The following is an 18,916-nucleotide window of genomic DNA, read 5'->3' as shown; positions in this document are numbered from 1 at the left end:
CATGGAGGTACACCATGAGTGATCTGAGCATCCAGGCAGCATCGGGACTGGCAACCATGAAGGTGGCGCAGACCCATCAGGAGCTTGGGATGAAGATGATGAAGATGCAACTCCAGCAGGACCAGCAGCTCGTTGCCATGCTGATGGAGCAGGCACAGCAGATCCAGGACGCAGGATATAACGGGTCGGGTGGCGCCGTTGCGCCTGTAGGGGGTGGAAGTGTGGACGTGACGATGTGACCGGAAGCGCAGAACGCCCTGCATCACGAGATGTGACACAGGGCGTTCTGATCTGAAGACGACGACCCTCTGCTTACCGCACGTACACCATCCGGCGGGTCTGTACCTGCTCCCCCGCCGTCAACCGATAGATGTACACCCCGCTCGCAAGCTGCGAGCCATCCCAGGACACCTGGTGCATACCCGCGGCCATCGGCCCTTCCACAAGGGTACGGACTTCATGACCGAGCACATCATAGACGGTCAGCGCCACGGTGGCCGTTGAGGGCAGCGTGAAGCGGATCACCGTACCCGCATTGAACGGGTTCGGGTAGTTCTGCTCAAGAGTGAACGCGAGCGGGGCCGACTCCACCACCGACGTGAGGACATCGACACTCACTTCCGGGGTATAGTGCTTTGCGCCATTCAGGTCCACCTGCTCCAACCTGTACCACCAACGCCCGGCACCGCGGCCAGCATCCACGAAACCATAGTCATGCGGCGTGACAGCGGTACCCTGTCCGGCGACAAAGCTGTTCTCGATGGTCTGGAAGGCGGTCTCACCTTCGCGGCGGATCTGAACGTAGAACCCGAAGTTCTCCGTCTCCGACAGGGTCGACCAACGAAGCGTCACATCGGTCCCGTTGGAACCGGGCGTTGCATTGAACGATGCGATCTGCACCGGCAGCTGGGCGTCGTCGAAGGTGACGATCGCGGTGATCGGCAGGTGGTCGGAGGCGTACTCAAGGGCATATGCAAGCGTTGCATCGATGAGCGCTGTTCGGCATGGTACCGATGGACATGTTGAAATGCGCGCCGTCATTCCCAACGGGGGTGATCGTCCCGGATTGATAGGTGATCCCGCCGGGTTCGACCATCGCGCGGGAGAAGAGCATGAGATCGAAACGGTCGTCCAGCCCTCCCGAAGACCCCCCATCACTGTAGGGCGCCGTCCGGGTGGATTGGGTATGATACGCCGTGTACCCGGACGAATTCCAGGTGCCGCTCAAGGGTTCGGTATCCACGAAGTGGCCATCATTTGCCGGCTGGTCAACGATCAGTGCCTGATACCCGGCCTCGGAAGAGGAATAGATATTGAAATCGCCCGTGACGAGGAAATTTGATCCTGCCGGGAGACCGTTCGTCCACGTGCGGAGGTTGGCGACTTCCCGCGCGCGTTGGGCCGCGTTAGCGCTGCCGGTGCTGGCCTTCAGGTGCACGGAGTACACGCGCAGTGTTTCCGCGGATGCAGCGTGATAGAATTTGAATTCATTGATGTCGCGCAATTCCGTCGGAATGCGGGTATTCGCAATGAAGGTGACCTTGTCCGCCTTATAGAAAATGGCGTTCTCCGTGTCCGTCGTGCCATCGATGGAACGGGCCGGCCGAGAATGTTCCGATACCAGCGGCGTTCAGAACGTTGCTCAGATACAGGCTCACCCCTGCGGAGGTCAGCATTTCCTGGACGACCACGATATCCGGAGCCGTTGTTTGCATGACGGTCTTGAAATAGCCATCGCGCGTCCGGTCACTGCCCGGATAGTTCAACGCGTTGTACGACATGATCTTGAGTGTTTCCTGGCCATTGGCAGAGACAACAAGGCACAATAGCGCAGCAAGCAACGTTCTGGTCTTCATTGCTGATGCGACTCCATTGAGAAATGTGTTAGGGGTGTGATACAATATACGACACGCATACGAGTCGTGCAACACCGATGCATTGACATCGTCCACACTCTTGCGTATACTTCAAGCTATGGATCTCTTCGAGACGATACACGGACGCAGGGCGATCCGGCAATTCCTGCCTGGCACGGTGGACGATGACACGTTGCGCCGCATCCTTGCGGCCGCAATGTCGGCCCCCTCTGCCGGCAATGAACAACCCTGGCACTTCATCGTCATCCACAACCGCGCCACGCTTGCTGCGCTCAGCGCTGCGCACCCGTATGCCGAGATGGTGCAACATGCAGCATGCGCCATCCTGGTATGCGTCGATCTGAAACTGGTGAAGCACCAGGACTATTGGCCGGCCGATTGCGCGGCAGCGACCCAGAACATCCTCCTCGCGGTGCACGGCCTTGGATTGGGCAGCGTCTGGGTGGGTGTCTATCCCCGTGAATCCCGGATGAACGAGATCCGCCGGGTGGTCACACTGCCCGAGAATATCATTCCTTTCTCCCTGCTGCCCATCGGCGTGCCGGGGGAAGAAAAACCAGCGGAAGACCGGTACAGGTCAGAACGCGTACACGAGGACCGATGGTAGAGAACCCGACAGGCGAGCATGTCCGGTGGATGGCCTATGCTATCCGCGAGGCTGAACAGGCGTTGAAACGCAAAGAGGTCCCCGTGGGAGCGATCATCGTCCGCGACAACCGGATCATCGGCAAGGGATACAACCAGATCGAATCCCTCCAGGACCCGACGGCACATGCCGAGATGATCGCTATCACTGCCGCGTCCACCCACCTGGAGAGCCGCCGGCTGGAAGCGTGCACCCTGTACGTGACCCTGGAACCCTGCGCTATGTGCGCGGGCGCGATCGTCCAGGCCCGCATCCCGACCCTGGTCTTCGGGGCCTATGACCCCAAAGCAGGCGCCTGCGGCACGCTCTTCAATATCGTTCAGGATGACAGATTGAATCACCGCGTGGAGATGTTCGGGGTATCGAAGAGGCACGGTGCGGGGCCATGCTCAAGGACTTCTTTGCGGGGGTACGCGGCAATACGGTAGGCAAGCCGGGAAGCAAACGCACGGAAGAGTAGGTGTTACCCCTCGGCGTTCTTCAACCGCTCCGCCCTGTCAGCGACACGAAGCTGCTCCACCAATTCGTCCATCCGGCCATCGATGATCTCACCAAGGTTGTAGAGGGTCAATCCGATCCTGTGATCGGTCACCCGGTTCTGCGGAAAGTTGTACGTGCGGATCTTGTCACTCCGGTCACCACTCTTCACCATCATCTTCCGCTGTGCCGCCACATCCCCTACCTGCGCGGCGATGGCGTTCTCATACAATTTCGCGCGCAGCATCTTCATCGCGCGTTCGCGGTTCTGCAGCTGTGATCGTTCCTGGCGGCAGACCACAATGATCCCTGACGGCTTGTGCGTGATCCGCACAGCGGTTTCCACCTTGTTCACATTCTGCCCGCCCTTCCCTCCCGACCGGAAGGTATCCATTTCCAGGTCGGCGGGATTGATCTCCACACCATCCACCTGCTCCACCTCAGGCAGGATCGCGACCGTCGCAGCGGAAGTGTGCACCCTGCCCTGCGCCTCGGTCTCCGGCACGCGCTGTACCCGGTGGACACCACTCTCGAACTTCATGGTGCCGTAGACCTCATTGCCGCTCAGGGAGAACGAGATCTCCTTCATGCCCCCGATGCCGGTATCATTCGCATCAAGCACTTCCACCTTCCACCCACGCTTCTCTGCGAAGCGCGAATACATCCGGAACAGATCCGCAGCAAACAGCGCGGCCTCATCACCACCCGTGCCGGCCCGGATCTCCACGATCACGTTGCGCGTATCGTTCGGATCCTTCGGCACCAGCAGGACCTTCAATTCTTCTTCCAATGCGGTCACGGCGTCGCGGGCGCCATCGAACTCCGCATACGCAAGCTGCTTCATCTCCGGATCGGCCGACGACTCCGTCAGCTCCTTCAGTCCTTCGAGGTCTTTCTTTGCCCTGGCGTACCGGTCATACGTCTTCATCAGCGGGGTTAGATCACTGTGTTCTTTGCTGACTTCCCGCAGCCGGTCCTGGCTTCCGAGCACCGACGGGTCTCCCAGGAGCATCGTGAGCTCCTCGTAGCGGGCGCGGACATGTTCAAGCCGGTCAAGCATATCAGGCCACCCCTGTGATGGACCCACCGACCGTCTCGATCGTACCCTCGGCCCCCGGTTCCAGCGCCGCCTGAAGCGCGGCGATCGCCACCTCCAGTTGCGCTGCGTCGGGCTCTGCCGTGGTGATCCTCTGCAACAGCAGGCCCGGGGCAACGACCCAGCGTCCGGCGCCATCGGCAGCGAGCCTGGCAGAAAGCCTGATGAATTCATACGACAACCCGCCGACCAGCGGGATCAGCGGGATATGGGTGATCAAGCGCACCGGCAAGGTGATCGTACCGAGTTGCAGGATGAGCAGGCCATCGACGATCGCAAAAAGAATGATGGACGACAACATGACCACCAGCAGGAAGCTTGTGCCGCACCGGGGATGGAACCGGCTCTGGCACGCCGCGACATCGACCGAGAGCGGCGATCCTGATTCATACGCGAACACGGTCTTGTGTTCTGCCCCGTGATACGCGAACAGCCTCTGCACATCCTTCATCCGGGAGATCGCGAGAAGATATCCCAGGAACAGGAGGAGGCGGATCAGGCCGGCCAGTGCGTTGAAGAGCAGCGGATCCTGATCGACGGAGAACGCAAGCGACGTGAGGATCAGCGGCGTCACAAAGAAGAGGGCGACCCCGAGGAGGAGTGCAACACCGACGGTCACTCCCAGCATGACCTTTGATTGCTTCTGTTCCGGAGCGGCCACCCCTTCGGCCACAGCCTGGTCAGCGACCGCGATCTCTGCTGAGAAATTCAGCGTCCGGATGCCGATCATCAGCATTTCAATGATCCCCACCGCTCCCCGGAGGATGGGGGCAGCAAGGACGGGATAGCGCTTGCCGATCGGAGTGAACTTCTCCCGGCGTACGACGATGGTCCCATCGGCACGGCGCACCGCGGTGGCGATGCGGCCCTGGGCCCGCATCATGACTCCTTCGATCACGGCTTGCCCTCCGACCATGGCGAGGGCATGCGGATCACCACTATTCAGGTCTTTGCTCATAAGTAGTATGATACGGTTTTTGAGAGTGAGATTCTAGGAGGCCGAAGAGGTATCGTCCGCCACCGGCTTTGCCCTGCGCGCGCCCGGGATCGCGCGTACGAGCCGCATCGCTGCCGCCCCTTCATGAGGCTCGAAGAACCGCGTGGCGTACAAGAATGCCACGAAGGCAGGGAGCAAACCCACCTTGATCCACAGCGCCGCCGTCCCCGTACCTGCCGCGTATGCCGCCACGGACACCACGACGGCCGCTCCGGCGATCTTGCCCAACCGCGCGAGTTCATACGGCACGGGATAGATCCGCTGAACGATCACATACATCATCCCCGCCATGACCACGTAGCTCACGAGTGTCGCGATGGCGGCCCCCATCAGTCCGAAGGGCGGGATCAACGCATAGTTCGCGACGACATGGAGCGCCGCGGCGGTGAAGGTCACAAGCGGCAACTTCCCCGTCTTCTTCTCGATATAGATGCCCGCGATCAGGTTGTTGTAGATCCCCAGGAACACATACGCAAGCAAGATCACGGGAATGATGTCCATCCCCTCCCAGAATCGCGGATCGATGATCGAGCGCCCTCCGAAGATCGGCCATCGGACGATGTCCGCGAGGAAAAAGCTCAGGACAAAGAAGACACTCGTGGCGATCAAAACGAAGTAGATCATGACACACGCGAAGAGCGGCCGGGCATCCGCATCGTGCGCATGCTGGAGCAGGAACGGCCGCCAGGCGAAGTCGAACATCGATACCAGCAGCATCATGAAGATCCCGAGGCGGTAATTCGCCTGGAAGATCCCCACCTCGGCATCGCCGCGCAACGAAGCCAGGATAGGACGGTTGATCACCTGGAGCATCATGCCGGCAATGCCCGCGGGAACCGATGGGAGCCCGAACCGGAGCAAGGCAGGGAAGATGCCCCGTGGCCACGTGGGCACGAGATTCCGGATGATGGTCGGGATCAGCAGCACCACCGTGAATCCCGAGGAGATCAATCCGCTGATGAAGATCCCCTCCACACCGGTGTGCCACAGGAACAGGAGGAGAATATTCGCAACGACGTTCACGACGATGCCCGCGATCTTCACTCCTGCGAAGATCTTCGCCTGTGAGGCCATCCGCAGTGCGGCGAAGGGTACTATGGAGATCGTATCAAGGAAGAGGATGCCCGCGGCCATCGTTACCAGCGATTGGAACCGCGGAGGAATGCCGGAGACCGCAGCGACCGGTTCATAGAATACTGCCAATAGTCCGGAGAACAGAAGTCCGCTCACCGCGACCGCCACGAACGGCACGGTGAAGACACGCTTCCGGTCGCCGAGTTCCAGGGTGGACACATACTTCATGTACGCCCCTTCCATGCCATACCCGTACACAACATTCAGGAATGCAATGTACGCATAGACCGTGGCGACAACGCCGAGATCGGACGGATCGAGCGCATGGGTGTAGATGGGCGTGAGGACGAACGTGAGGAAGCGGCCGAGGATCGTACTGATGCCATAGACCGCCGTGTCCGATCCGAGCCGCTTGATCCGGTCAAACCTGGGAGACGAAGTCAAGGGAGATATCCAGCGCCCGTACGGAGTGAGTGAGTGCACCGACCGAAATGAGGTCGACACCGGTCTCGGCAACCGGCCTGATCGTCTCCAGCGTGATCCCGCCGGAGGCTTCGACCTCGACCCGGTGGCCGATCAGCTCTACCGCCTCGCGCATGGCGGCGAGATCGAAGTTGTCCAGCATGATGCGCGTGATCCCTGTGCATGCAAGGGCTTCCCGGACCTGAGCCAGGGATGTCGTTTCCACCTCGACCGCCAGTCGCAGACCGTGGACCTCGAGATGGGCATTGCAGCGGCGTACCGCCTCGGTGATCCCGCCTGCCGATGCGATATGATTGTCCTTGATGAGCACCATGTCGTCGAGCCCGAAGCGGTGATTCACGCCTCCGCCGGCCCGGACCGCTGCCTTATCCAGGACCCGGAGTCCCGGAACGGTCTTGCGCGTGTCCGTGATGCGTGCGCCCGTCCCCTGCACGGCTTCCACATAACGCCGCGTCGTCGTGGCGATCCCACTCATGCGCTGCAGCAGGTTGAGCGCGGTGCGCTCGGCCTTCAGCATGCCGCGCGCAGACCCACTGACCACGGCGATGATCTCGCCGGCAGTGACGGCGGCCCCGTCCTCGTAGCGCGGACCGAACGTGGCGGTCGCATCGCAGTACTGAAAGACCAGCGCGGCAACATCAAGACCGGCAATGGTCCCCGGCTCTTTACACAGGAATTCCGCAACGCCCCCGGCATCTTCGGTGATCGTTGCATCGCCGGTAATGTCGCCCATGCCGGCATCTTCCCGGAGCGCATCCTCGATGATCTGATGGATCCTGCCGTGTTCTGCGGTGGTCATATGCTCTTCTGTGCCTGCCTGGGAGAACGGTCGGACATCGCTGCGTCCAGGGTCTCAAGAAAGACCACGGGTGCCCGCGTCGGTCTTCCCGTCTGCGCATTGAGGAAGCTGTGGATCGTGTACCCGGTGGCGATCAACTCATTCCGGTCGGCGTTGTACACCTCATAGTCCAAACGTACGCGGGCTACCGGGCGGGCCTGAAGGATCGTCACGATATGCAGGAGGTCGTCGTAGTGCGCCGACCGTTTATATTCGGCATGCGCTTCGATCACCGGAAGCAGGAATCCCATGCTCTCCAGGGTGGCATACGGAAGGCCAACGCTTCGCAGCAGGTCCGACCGCCCCTGCTCGAAGTATTCGAAATAGACACCGTAATACGCGAACTTCATCTGGTCGGTGTCGGCATACCGCACACGCAGATCCGTTTCATACCGCAGCATCACACGCTCCCTATCCTACGGTGACACCCATCCTGGAGAATTTGTCGATGCGCTTTTCGACAAGCTTATCCGGTTTCAGTTTCCGCAGCGCCTTCAGCTCCTGCAACAGGGTTTCTTTGAGGATCGTGGCCATTTGTTGATGGTCACGGTGTGCCCCTCCCAGCGGCTCGGGAACGATGGCATCGATGATCCCCTGCTTCTTGAGATCGGGTGCGGTCAACTGGAGAGCTTCCGCGGCTTGTTCCTTATACTCCCAGCTTCTCCACAGGATACTCGAGCAGGATTCCGGCGAGATCACGGAGTACCACGCATATTCGAGCATGAGGATCCGGTCCCCGATCCCGAGGCCGAGCGCGCCGCCCGACGCCCCTTCGCCGATGATCACGACGATGATCGGGACCTTCAGCCGCGCCATTTCGAACAGATTGCGCGCGATCGCTTCCGCCTGTCCGCGTTCTTCCGCCTCGAGGCCCGGGAACGCCCCCGGGGTATCCAACAGGGTGATCACCGGCCGGCCGAACTTTTCGGCGAGCTTCATCAGGCGCAACGCTTTCCGGTAGCCTTCCGGATTCGGCATCCCGAAATTCCGGTACAGATTGGATTTGGTATCGCGGCCCTTCTGCTGCCCCATGATCATGACCGAGGTATCGCCGAGTCGCGCAAGTCCGCCGACGATCGCCTTGTCATCCTTGAACGCACGGTCGCCGTGGAGCTCAACGAAGTCGGTGGTCATGAGCTGGATGTAGTCCAGAGTGTACGGACGGTCCGCATGCCGTGCCATCTGCACCTTCTGCCACCGCGTGAGACCGGAGTAGACACTCTGCTGGAGCTGGCGCACGCGCTTCTCGATGCGTGCGATCTCCTGCGCGATGTCCGGATTGTCCGCGTAGCGGCGCATCTCCTCCACTTTCTTCTCGAGCTCAAGGATCGGCTTTTCGAAGTCGAGTATCATTTTTGCCATGAGTGATCTCCCTGTCGTCTGAGCAACTGCAACATCGCCTTGAGCATGATCTCCATATCCAGTACGAACGACTGATTCTTCGCGTAATAGAGTTCGTACCGCTCACGTTCCTCCACCGGCAGGTTCGCGCGCCGATTCACCTGCACAAGGCCCGTCAGGCCCCGCGGCCCCAGGTATGGCCCCCCGCTGTTCCGGGGATCGACGCCGCCGGATTCAACGCCGACAAAGCTCTTCCTCCCCGCAACGACCTCGCTGAGGCCCGTGAGGAACGTTGCGAACGGTCCCTCACGGCGCACACGTCCGAGCACCCGCAGGGGGGTGAGGACGATCAGCAGGAGCGCCGCCACCGTGACATCGAACAGCCGTTTACCCATCCGGTTCGCCGGACGATGAATATTGTACTCGATCTCCACCAACGGCAACGGATCGAGGTCATCGATGCGTGTCTTGCCGATGATCGCTTCCAGGCTCGTCGGCACGAGCCGGAAGTTCACATCCCGCCGCGTACTTCTGCCGATCACGCCGAGGATACCAGCATAGGAGAGCTCGTCGGTCGCAAAGATCACATCCGTGATCTGCCGTTCGTCGATCACCTTGCCGACATTCTCCACGCTGCCAACGATCTCCACCCCGGCGACGGATTCTCCGATCCGCGCGCTCGTTGCATCGATGAACCCCAGCACATCATACCCATCATCCACCCTGGCCCGGAGCTTGCGGAGCACTTCCTGGCCACTCGGGCCGCATCCAACGATCAGCGTCCGGCTCCCGAACAGGGTCTTTTCGCGGCCACGGTCCGCACTGCGTTTCCCCCAGGCGCGCGCCACGATGCGCCATCCGGGGAGAAGCACCATCGACAGCATGCCGGAGATCAGGACCACTGCTCTGCTGAAGGCGAACGTCTTGATGAAGAACACCATCGCCGAGATCACGAAGTAGCTCACGAAAACGGTCATCGCAGCGCGGAATGCGGCAAGCCTGTGCGTCGAATAGAGCCGTGATGCCGCACCCACCACCACGACCATCAATCCCGGAACGGTCCAGACGATCGGATATGCATACGCAGGATAGGAAAAAATCCGCCCGAAGTACAGCCATTCCGCCGCGATCATAGCGATGGCCACGAGAATGAAATCCAACGATCCCGACAGAAGCGGTTGCAGTGCCCGCCTCAACCACGCCACCCCCCCCCGCAGAAAGATCCCGAGACGAAGGAACAACAGCCCGATCCGTGAATGGCTGAAGTGTTTCTGGACGAACAGGACCATTGCCCCGTAGAACACCCGGACCTCATCCAGATTACTGCGGCGAGTGCTTTCACCTTTGAAATGGATGATGCGCGTCGTGTGCACATAGGAGACACTCCATCCGGCCTGCTTCACGCGGTAACACCAATCGAGGTCTTCGCCGTACATGAAGAACGCCTCGTCCAGCCCCCCGATCTTCTCATACACCTCACGGCGCAGCATCATGAACGACCCGCTGACCGCGTCCACCTCGTACGAGGCATCGGGGTCCAGATACGTCAGATTGTATCTCCCGAACATCCTCGACCGCGGGAAGAGCGAACTCAAACCAACGGTCTTGGTGAACGCTACCCATGGCGTCGGGAAGCTCCGCCGGCAGGGCAACTGGAAGGAGCCGTCCGGATTGAGGATCTTGCACCCCGCCAGGCCAACTTCCGGATGCGCGTCCAGGAAGTCCACCATCACGCGGCACGTATCCTCCTGGACGATCGTGTCAGGGTTGATCAACAGCAGATGGCGGCCGCGTGCCTCGCGCAGGGCGAGATTATTCGCGCGCGCGAATCCGAGATTTTCCGCGCTCTCGATAAGCCGCACGGCCGGAAACTTTGCCCGGACCATCGCTGCCGAGCCATCGTCCGACGCATTGTCCACCACGATGATCTCGCCCGTCAGCCCCTCCAGCGCACGTCCGATCGACGTCAGCGCATTCTCCAGGAACTGCCGGACATTGTAGTTGACGATGATGACGGAAAGGTCCATGGAACGATCAGAGCCTGCCGATAAGACTGCGCAACCGTAATTTCCAGAGCATGAACAGCGCTTCATACACGATCGAGCGGGACATCTTGGAGAACCCCGAGCGCCGATCATGGAAGACGATCGGGATCTCGACCAGGCGGAACCCCTTCTTCCATGCCTTGTAGCTCATCTCGATCTGAAAGGCATAGCCGTTCGAGCGGATCCGGTCGAGGTTGATGGCTTCCAGGACCGCACGGTGGTAGCACTTGAATCCTCCGGTCGCATCATGCAGGGGGAGGCCGATCATGAACCGGGTATAGACGTTGGCAAAGTAACTGAGCAGGAGCCGCTTGATCGGCCAGTTCAGTACCCGCACGCCATTCGTGTAGCGGGAACCTATCACGAGGTCCGCTGTTTCCGAGGTCTTCAGGAAGTTTGTGATCTCGGCGGGATCATGCGAGAAATCAGCATCCATCTCGAAAACCAGGTCGTAGCGATTCTTGATCGCGAATCTGAACCCTTCCACATAGGCGGTCCCCAGACCCATTTTGCCGGGGCGCTCGAGGAGATGGATCCGGGCCGAGTCCTTCTGCATCGCCTTCACAAGGTTCGCCGTACCGTCCGGCGATCCGTCGTCCACGATGAGGACGTCGATGAACGATGCTTGCGAAAGGATCGTGGGGATGAGACGCGGCACGTTGTCCGCCTCGTCGTACGTCGGTACGACAACGAGGGCGCGGATGCCGGTTGCTTCAGCGGCCTGCATAGAACTCCCTGATGGTGGTGCTCACGAATTGCTGCTGTTCTTCGGTCAGCTCGGTATGCATCGGCAACGAGACAACCTCGCGGCACGCCTGCTCCGTGACCGGAAAATCGCCCTCATGGTACCCGGACATCGCGAACGCCTTCTGCAGGTGCAATGGCACCGGATAGTAGATCGCGTGCGGAATGCCCTTCTCTTTCAAACGCTCATCCAGACCATCCCGTTCCGGCACACGCAGGTGTACTGGTGGAATATGTGCTCCCCTGCCGGATCGATGAACGGCGTCACCACCGGCGTACCTGCCAGCAGTTCGGTATACCGCGCCGCCGCTCTGCGACGCTCGGCATTCCAGGCGTCCAGGTATCGCGCTTTCACCCGGAGGATCGCGGCCTGGATCGTATCGAGGCGGCTGTTGACCCCCAGGACCTCATGATAGTAGCGGACGCGCGAACCGTGCGCGGCGATCATCCGCAGCCGGTCGGCGAGTGCCGGATCGCTGGTGACGATCATCCCACCGTCGCCAAAGGCACCGAGATTCTTGCTCGGGAAGAAACTGATGCAGCCGCAGTCGCCTATCGCGCACACTTTCTTGCCGCGATACGTTGCGCCCAGTCCCTGAGCGCTGTCCTCGATCACCTGGAGTCCGCGCGCATGGGCGATCGCCATGATCGCGTCCATGTTCGCCGGCTGACCGTACAGATGCACGGGAATGATCGCCTTGGTCCTCGGGGTGATCGCCGCCTCGATCCGGGCGGGATCGATGTTGTACGTCTTCGGGTCGATATCCACATAGACCGGCCTCGCCCCGAGAATGCCGATCGTCTCGGCGGTCGCAACGAACGTGAACGGCGTCGTGATCACTTCGTCGCCGGGCCCGATGTTCATTGCCATCATCGCGATCTGCAGAGCATCGGTCCCTGAAGCGCAGGCGACCCCATGCTTCACGCCGAGGTATGCTGCGATCTCATTCTCCAGGTCCGCAACATCCTTCCCCATGATGAATTGCCCCGAGGCGAGCACGCGATGTATCGCCTCATCGACCTCGGTCTTGATCTTCGCATATTGTCCGACAACATCCACCATTTGCATTTTCATAGCACGCTCCCATCTTTGCGCGACGTCATTGACACCACGGGGTGCACGCGTCCCCCGATCAATACTCCATGGTGATCCCGGCACGAAGGCCGAGGGTGGAAGCACTACCCGGGGTGTGATCCACGACCCGGTGCAGCCACTCGGCCGAACCGGTAAGGTACAGTTCGCGCACCGGCTCATATTTCAATGCGAGCGTGACACGCGTCAGGGTCTCCTTGACACCATCCAGGAACATCGCCGTTTCGGGATCGGAGCCCCGGTGCCCCTGCACCGCGGAACCTCCGACATTCCGGAGGAGCGAATCGCCCTGCATCACATTCATCCCATGCCGGCGATACGCCGCCTGCACGCGCATGGTCAACCATGGGGACGCCAGCCAGCGGCATTCCGCCATCACCTCATCCGCGTTGGGGGGAAGCCCGGTACCGAGGGCGACGTTGCTGTGCGTCATATCGTTGCCCGCCGTCCTGTTGCTGTACACGTACGGTTCAAGGCGCTGATACTCCACGATGGCGTCCACATCCCGCCAACCGAGAATGTCCGTGGCGCAGACCCCCGCCTGCCAGCCGAATTCGTTGCCCCACCAGCCCGTGCCCATCCGGGAGATGGTGATATCGTCAATGACCCACGTTCCGTAGAACTTCCAGTCGGAAAGCGGGAAGACCTCAATATCAAAGGCGAGTAAGGCGTTATCACGGTCCCGCAACTGGTGCTCGGCCGATTTGAAGAAATTGATCGGGAGGAGATAGGCATACTCCGGCGTGAGGCGTTGGTAGACGACCATCTCACTCGCCCCGATGTTCATCACATCGAAGAGGGAAAACTGAAAACGATGCATCGCGAGGTATTTCGAAGCATTGGCCGGTGCCTGTTCGATCAGACCTGTACCGGGGCGGTCGTCCCCCCGGATCGCGCCATGTAGAAAGAAAAAGCGGAACGAACGGTAGCGGGCATCCACGCTGAAAAAGTCAAGCGCGGGCGCATTGCCCGAGAGGAGTAAACGGTCGCCATATCCCGTACCCACAGATGTGAACTCCCTGCCGAACTGAATCCCGGCCCAGCCAAAAGAGAGTCGGAGATAGGCCTCGGTAAAATCGAAATTCGCACTTTCCAGATCATTGAATTTGAAGTTTCCTGCCAGGCGCGGATCAGCAAGCGCCAAGGCACGGTCACCCATCATCACCCCATTGGTGGCCTGCAGCATATACCCCAGCTGCCCTCCGATCGTCCCCCGGAACCGCCCCCCGATGTTCCCGAGGGTCACGTCCGTCGACCGCCCTGTGCGATGGAAAGCGATTTCCACCGACGCGAGAAGGTCCACGACCAGGTTCGCCGCACTGAATCGAACACAGCGAAGAGGTGTTTCTCCTTATCCGACACGAGGTCAGCGGCAAGCGCGCCGAACGACCGTTGCGGACCCAGGAGCACAACATCCTGGTCGGGCCGTGCGCCGAGGTCGGCGCGAATTCCGTGCGGAATTTCTCCAGCGTGGCACGTTCTACCGATGAGAGGGCTCCCGATGACCGTGCGCGGCAGCGAGAAGGCGTCGAGCCTCCCGCGGCGCTCGATCGGCCGGACCGAAAACACTCCAGCGGCAAAATACCGCGGACCCCGAGCCGGTCGAGAAAATCCTGGATCGGGTGAGCGTACGGCGTACATCGTGCTGAGCATGATCTTGAAATCCATTCTCAGCGACATATTCTCGATGTAGAAGAGATCGTACTGTACTTTCTTCTTGACGTCGTCGATGGACTCATCATACTTGTGCTTGACCTGCGCCCAGCCGGTGATGCCGGGCCGGACCTTGAGCCGGCGCCGGTAGAGCGGGATCTGTTTCGCAAGCTGTTCCACGAACACCGGCCGCTCAGGACGCGGGCCGACCAGACTCATGTGTCCGCGCAGCACATTCCATAGCTGGGGGAATTCGTCAAGGTGCAGGCGCCGGAGCCAGTACCCAACGCTGGTCACGCGCGGGTCGCGCTTCTGCGCCCACTGCGCACCCTGTTTTTCGGCATCCACGCGCATCGAACGGAACTTGATGATATTGAATGTCCCGCCACGCCCCCACGCTCCTGCTTGTAAAGCACCGGCCCGCGGATCAGTTTGATCACGACCGCAATGCGGCCCAGAGGGGGCACCCGTGACAAGCGCCATCGCGGACGGCTCCAACGTCGATCATCCGCTTCGTCACTTCTTCCCACGGCGGCATGATCTGGGGGAGATCGCGATCAAGGGAATCCATAGATCTGATTCGTCCGAGCCTGCCCGCTGATGATATCGTACAGATCGGGCACGATCTTCAAGCCGACCGCGTGGCCGGAGCACTTCCCCACGATATCCAGGAGGCGGTTATGATCCTTCGAATCCAGTGCGATGAGCACCTCACGGATGCCTTCATGGTCCAGGATCTCGGGCAGTTCTTCAAGGCCTCCGAGGATGCGGACGCCATGGTCCCAGCGCGCAGCCTTCCCCCGCGGCGGGCGGTCAATCCGGACATACCCGGCCACACGATAACCAAGAGCAGGATACAGGGCGACCTGATCATACAGCTCACGGGAGCGCGCTGGACTGCCGACGATCACGGTAGGATGGGCGCCGATCCCCGCGATCAGCATCCGTCGCTGGATGCTCCGGAGGACCAGGCGTCCTCCGCCACGAACGCAGCATGATCCCCAGTAGAGGAGGATCAACAACCGTGCGCCTGTGCCGACCGTCGTCCCCTCATCATCAACGAAGATCATGAAGAACAGCATCAGGCATCCGAGGAGGCTCGTCTTGAAAATGAGGGTGACCTCATCGAAGCGGGACGCAGCATACCAGGGACGATACAGGCCGACGATGAAAAAGAGGACAAGCCAGAACAGGGTGACCACCCCCATCGGCGAAGGAAGTCCGGCTGGCACACCGAGAGCGATCCCGCTCTCACGCGGACGACGTAGTACACCGTCCAGGCGAGCGAGACGCTGAGGATGTCCGTCAGCACAAGGATCGGTATTTCATGTCGCGAGATCATGATCTCCGGATCAGCGGGGTCCCCTCTCGGCAACGCATCACCCACCAGGGCGCGATAGGCCTCCATCGTCCTGGCCACCATGCGCTCTGTTGTGAACTCCTCCAGCGCGCGCCGTCTCGCAGCAGCCCCCATCCGTAGCCGCAGATCGTTGTTCTCGAGGATGCGCCGTATCGCGTCGGCCAGGCATCCGGCGTCACGCGGGGGAACGGCATACCCGGTGACATCGTGTTGATTTACAAACGTCGTGCCTGTACGGATCTCCGTACACACAACCGGTTTGCCGCACGCCATGGCCTCGATCTGGACCAATCCGTAGGCCTCACTCCGTTCCGTGGATGGGAGGACGAAGACCTCGCTAAGCCTCATAGTATGCGTGGAGTTCCTCGGCGTCGAGGTGTGGCAACACGGTGATCCTGGCGGAGAGGCCGGAAGTCTGGATCTGTAGGTCAACCACATCCTGCAGCGGCCCCTGACCGATGATCACAAGGTGGGCGTCCGGCACACCGGACATCGCTGCGATAAGGTACTCCAGGCCCTTGTAGTATACAAGTCGTCCGACGAAGAGCACGATAGGCATGGTGTACGAGTTCCGGATCTGCTCGACGCGCGATGCCCGTTCCGCGCTTCTGGCCGTCCACGCAAGGTCGAGGCCCAGCGGCAAGACCTCGCATTTGGCCCGGTACGGCGTCAGGTACTCGGACCCCTCGATGAGCGCCGGCGAACTGACGAAGATCCTATCGACCTGCGCGAGGAAATTACGTATGAACGGCGCATAGATCCCGAGGGCCCATTGCTGGCGAACGATGTCGGAATGCCACGTCACCACGATGCGCCTGAAGTTCTTCCGGATCCGGGGGAAAAGGTGCATGGCAATATCGACAAGCGGAAATGGCTCGTGCACATGAAGGATGTCGCCTTTCAGTCCGGCCAGATGCCAGAAGTACCCGGGGCTGAGCGGCAGGGAAGCGAACGTACCCCATCGGGGCAAATAGAACACGGGAACACCCTGCAATTCGCTGCGGTGCATCACAAACGAGCGGTTCCCATTGCAGACGTGCGCCTCCACTTCCACCCCGGGGGTTCGCGACAGCCCTGCCGCAAGCCCGGCGATGGTCGTCTCCACGCCACCGATCAGCGGGAGATATGCCTTGTTGGTCTGGATGACCCTCATGAGTCGGCTCCCCCCCCCTGTCGGGCCGCTTCCCGATACATGGCGAGCATGGCGTCTGCCGTAGCACTCCATTGGAACGACGCCGCCCGACGGCGCCCCTGTTCCTGGAGACTCTTCCGCATCGCTCCATCCTTCATGATCCTTGCCATGCCATCGGCAAAGCCACGCGCATCGTCAGGATCGGCATACAGGACAGCATCCCCACCTAATTCCGGCAACGATGCCGCGGTGGAGGAAACCACGGCTGCCCCTGCAGCCATTGCTTCCACGAGAGGAAAGCCGAACCCTTCGTACCGTGAGGGATAGACGAAGGCGATCGCCTGCGACATCAGCGCCGTCACGGTCGCGTCATCCTGATAGCCGAGGATCCTGATGTTCTCGGCCGCGAGCATTTGCGGGTCGCCCAGCCCCCCCGCCAACCCACGGGCGTCAGCACCTATGATAGCAAGAGCAGCTTCCGGGTGTGTTTGCCGGACCAGGCGAAAGGCCTCCACAAGGCGGCCGGTGTTCTTATGCGGTTTGAAATTCGTGACCGTGACAAAGAACGGCCCATGCAAACCCAGCCTTGCGGGCACAACCCCCGCCTCCGGCGGCGGAGCGAACTCTGCGACATTGATCCCCAGATATGCCTTCCTGAGCTTCTGCGGATCGGCATGGAGATGAGTGACCACATCTCGCAAGGTATTCTCGGAAGATACCGCAACCAATCTGGAGCGGCGGATCGAAGCACGGATCAGCAGATTGATATAGGTGGATGCAACAGCGTTCCCCACGGCTCCCCGTCCGAAGCTCCAAGGGCTCAGGATCGGCAGGATATCATGGACCGTCATGACCATCGCTCCGCGGTATGCAAGTGGAAGCGAGAAATGGAGTGCGTGAAAGACATCCAGGCGGAGCCGGTCGCAACAGCCGCGGGAGAGACAGTTGCGCACCTGCGCCGAACCGACCGGCATCGACGACGATCTCATGGAACCGTTCATCCAATGCGAACGAAACGCGGGTCAGTGGATTCTTCAGCACGATATACTCATCGGCGCTGTCGCGCTTCGCATACTCGGCGAGGAGTTCACAGGCATACCGCCCAATGCCGTCATTCACGGCCATGGCAGCACGGGCATCAATGCCGATGCGCATGGGTACCTCCCTGTCGTACAGCATTCTCAGACGTCATAAAGCTCCCTCCCCCGGATCGGCCGGTCAGGTAGTCGCGCACGCCGGCAATGGCCGCACGTGCATTCGCCGGATCCATGAGCAACCAGCGGGGGACCCGAACGGCAAGCACAGCAAGTACGAACAGCCGCCCCAGCACACGGTCCATTACGCCGGAGGCACCATCCAGCAATTTTAATCTGTTGCGCGTCACAAAGTACGTCTTCAACGGCGTCTGTTCGTCCATCTCCATGCGATGGAAGAACCGGGCCCCGGGGAGGTACAGCAACGAGTGACCGGCCGCCAGCAAACGCCTCGACAGGTCCACATCTTCGAGATACATGAAATAGTCTTCGTCGAACATGCCTGCCGCACGAACCGCCTCGACCCTCAACATCAACGCACATCCGGTCAGAAAGGTCACATGGACGGCACCTTCATCCTGCGGTACGATACGGTTCGTGACCGCGTGGGCCCGCCGGTAGGCGATCATGCCTCCCGCGTACCACACCCGGTCCTTCGCGGGATAGTAATAGATCGTGCCGCTAACGCCGCTAACCGAGGTTCCCGGCGAGACACTGCGCCAACTTCGCCACCGTGTGGATCGACAAGAGTATCACTGTTGATGAGCAATACGAACTCGTACCTGCCGCTTTCGATCACCCGCCGGAGGCCTGCATTCATGCCACCCGCATACCCCCGGTTCCTCCCCGTCTGGATCACCTCAACATCCGGCCGGGCCTTCCTGATCGCATCTTCAGATCCGTCCCCCGACGCGTTGTCGACCACCAGGAGATCGAGGTCAACCCCTCTCGTCGACGAAAGTGCCGCAAGACAGTCCAACGTCTCTGCAGCCCGCCGGTAGTTCAAGACGACTGCTGCCACTCTGG

At 60.7% G+C, this 18,916-nt stretch carries 20 protein-coding genes and 2 pseudogenes; 3 read left to right on the top strand and 19 right to left on the bottom strand.

Features of this window, described 5'->3' with window-relative positions; translation table 11 throughout:
• The first annotated feature begins 14 nt into the window (after nt 1–14).
• Nucleotides 15–239 carry a hypothetical protein gene (locus IPI01_01925; GenBank protein ID MBK7256586.1) on the top strand — a complete coding sequence of 75 codons (225 nt, stop codon included), beginning with the start codon at nt 15–17 and terminating at the stop codon, nt 237–239.
• Nucleotides 240–312: 73 nt separating this feature from the next.
• Here the strand turns inward: IPI01_01925 and IPI01_01920 are convergent, their stop codons facing one another.
• From IPI01_01920 to IPI01_01910, 3 genes are all read right to left on the bottom strand, one after another.
• Nucleotides 313–1,041, bottom strand: coding sequence for a T9SS type A sorting domain-containing protein (locus IPI01_01920; GenBank protein MBK7256585.1), 729 nt, complete (start codon nt 1,039–1,041; stop codon nt 313–315).
• Entirely contained in the window at nt 962–1,447 is a 486-nt protein-coding gene (locus IPI01_01915; GenBank protein MBK7256584.1) for a hypothetical protein, read from the bottom strand. The genes IPI01_01920 and IPI01_01915 overlap by 80 nt, the downstream gene beginning before the upstream one ends.
• 103 nt (nt 1,448–1,550) lie before the next feature.
• On the bottom strand, nt 1,551–1,856 hold the full coding sequence (locus tag IPI01_01910) for a hypothetical protein (protein MBK7256583.1): 306 nt from the start codon (nt 1,854–1,856) through the stop codon (nt 1,551–1,553).
• A 118-nt stretch (nt 1,857–1,974) separates the two neighbouring features.
• Here IPI01_01910 and IPI01_01905 point away from each other — a divergent pair, with 118 nt between their 5' ends.
• Nucleotides 1,975–2,484: a nitroreductase family protein gene (locus IPI01_01905; GenBank protein MBK7256582.1), complete on the top strand. Its 510-nt coding sequence runs from the start codon at nt 1,975–1,977 to the stop codon at nt 2,482–2,484.
• Nucleotides 2,478–2,983, top strand: a pseudogene (locus IPI01_01900) (nucleoside deaminase). The gene IPI01_01905 and the pseudogene IPI01_01900 overlap by 7 nt, the downstream one beginning before the upstream one ends.
• Nucleotides 2,984–2,986: 3 nt before the next feature.
• Here the strand turns inward: IPI01_01900 and prfA are convergent.
• The 16 genes and pseudogenes from prfA to IPI01_01820 all read right to left on the bottom strand — a co-directional run bounded on the left by prfA (nt 2,987) and on the right by IPI01_01820 (nt 18,911).
• A complete protein-coding gene (gene prfA / locus IPI01_01895; protein MBK7256581.1) occupies nt 2,987–4,060 on the bottom strand; it encodes a peptide chain release factor 1 in 1,074 nt (357 codons plus the stop codon).
• 1 nt (nt 4,061) lies between these two features.
• Nucleotides 4,062–5,054, bottom strand: a complete 993-nt coding sequence (locus IPI01_01890; GenBank protein MBK7256580.1) for a DUF1385 domain-containing protein — start codon at nt 5,052–5,054, stop codon at nt 4,062–4,064.
• Between the two features lie 33 nt (nt 5,055–5,087).
• The gene (locus IPI01_01885) at nt 5,088–6,611 is read right to left on the bottom strand and encodes an oligosaccharide flippase family protein (protein MBK7256579.1); all 1,524 of its coding nucleotides are present in this window, start codon (nt 6,609–6,611) and stop codon (nt 5,088–5,090) included.
• On the bottom strand, nt 6,589–7,449 hold the full coding sequence (gene nadC, locus IPI01_01880; protein ID MBK7256578.1) for a carboxylating nicotinate-nucleotide diphosphorylase: 861 nt from the start codon (nt 7,447–7,449) through the stop codon (nt 6,589–6,591). Before nadC ends, IPI01_01885 begins: the two co-directional genes overlap by 23 nt.
• Nucleotides 7,446–7,889 carry an acyl-CoA thioesterase gene (locus tag IPI01_01875; GenBank protein MBK7256577.1) on the bottom strand — a complete coding sequence of 148 codons (444 nt, stop codon included), beginning with the start codon at nt 7,887–7,889 and terminating at the stop codon, nt 7,446–7,448. The genes nadC and IPI01_01875 overlap by 4 nt, the downstream gene beginning before the upstream one ends.
• Nucleotides 7,890–7,899: 10 nt before the next feature.
• Nucleotides 7,900–8,850, bottom strand: a complete 951-nt coding sequence (locus tag IPI01_01870) for an acetyl-CoA carboxylase carboxyltransferase subunit alpha (protein MBK7256576.1) — start codon at nt 8,848–8,850, stop codon at nt 7,900–7,902.
• Complete coding sequence (locus IPI01_01865) at nt 8,838–10,856, bottom strand: glycosyltransferase (protein ID MBK7256575.1); 2,019 nt, start codon at nt 10,854–10,856, stop codon at nt 8,838–8,840. Before IPI01_01865 ends, IPI01_01870 begins: the two co-directional genes overlap by 13 nt.
• Before the next feature lie 7 nt (nt 10,857–10,863).
• Nucleotides 10,864–11,577 carry a polyprenol monophosphomannose synthase gene (locus IPI01_01860; protein MBK7256574.1) on the bottom strand — a complete coding sequence of 238 codons (714 nt, stop codon included), beginning with the start codon at nt 11,575–11,577 and terminating at the stop codon, nt 10,864–10,866.
• Between the two features lie 10 nt (nt 11,578–11,587).
• A pseudogene (locus IPI01_01855) lies at nt 11,588–12,693 on the bottom strand (DegT/DnrJ/EryC1/StrS family aminotransferase).
• A 58-nt stretch (nt 12,694–12,751) separates the two neighbouring features.
• Nucleotides 12,752–13,996 (bottom strand): hypothetical protein, encoded by a 1,245-nt coding sequence (locus tag IPI01_01850; protein MBK7256573.1) that lies wholly within the window; start codon nt 13,994–13,996, stop codon nt 12,752–12,754.
• On the bottom strand, nt 13,954–14,712 hold the full coding sequence (locus IPI01_01845) for a sugar transferase (GenBank protein ID MBK7256572.1): 759 nt from the start codon (nt 14,710–14,712) through the stop codon (nt 13,954–13,956). The genes IPI01_01850 and IPI01_01845 overlap by 43 nt, the downstream gene beginning before the upstream one ends.
• A gap of 209 nt (nt 14,713–14,921) precedes the next feature.
• The gene (locus tag IPI01_01840) at nt 14,922–15,572 is read right to left on the bottom strand and encodes a hypothetical protein (GenBank protein MBK7256571.1); all 651 of its coding nucleotides are present in this window, start codon (nt 15,570–15,572) and stop codon (nt 14,922–14,924) included.
• A 489-nt stretch (nt 15,573–16,061) separates the two neighbouring features.
• On the bottom strand, nt 16,062–16,877 hold the full coding sequence (locus IPI01_01835) for a glycosyltransferase (GenBank protein MBK7256570.1): 816 nt from the start codon (nt 16,875–16,877) through the stop codon (nt 16,062–16,064).
• Nucleotides 16,874–17,845: a glycosyltransferase family 4 protein gene (locus tag IPI01_01830; GenBank protein MBK7256569.1), complete on the bottom strand. Its 972-nt coding sequence runs from the start codon at nt 17,843–17,845 to the stop codon at nt 16,874–16,876. The genes IPI01_01835 and IPI01_01830 overlap by 4 nt, the downstream gene beginning before the upstream one ends.
• 149 nt (nt 17,846–17,994) lie before the next feature.
• Nucleotides 17,995–18,564: a glycosyltransferase family 2 protein gene (locus tag IPI01_01825; GenBank protein MBK7256568.1), complete on the bottom strand. Its 570-nt coding sequence runs from the start codon at nt 18,562–18,564 to the stop codon at nt 17,995–17,997.
• Nucleotides 18,516–18,911 (bottom strand): glycosyltransferase, encoded by a 396-nt coding sequence (locus tag IPI01_01820; protein ID MBK7256567.1) that lies wholly within the window; start codon nt 18,909–18,911, stop codon nt 18,516–18,518. The genes IPI01_01825 and IPI01_01820 overlap by 49 nt, the downstream gene beginning before the upstream one ends.
• Nucleotides 18,912–18,916 lie beyond the last annotated feature (5 nt).

It is taken from the genome of Ignavibacteriota bacterium (assembly GCA_016707525.1).
Taxonomy (GTDB): domain Bacteria; phylum Bacteroidota; class Ignavibacteria; order UBA10030; family UBA6906; genus JAGDMK01.
Note: the sequence above shows the minus strand (reverse complement) of the source record. Positions and strands in the feature narration are given on the sequence as shown.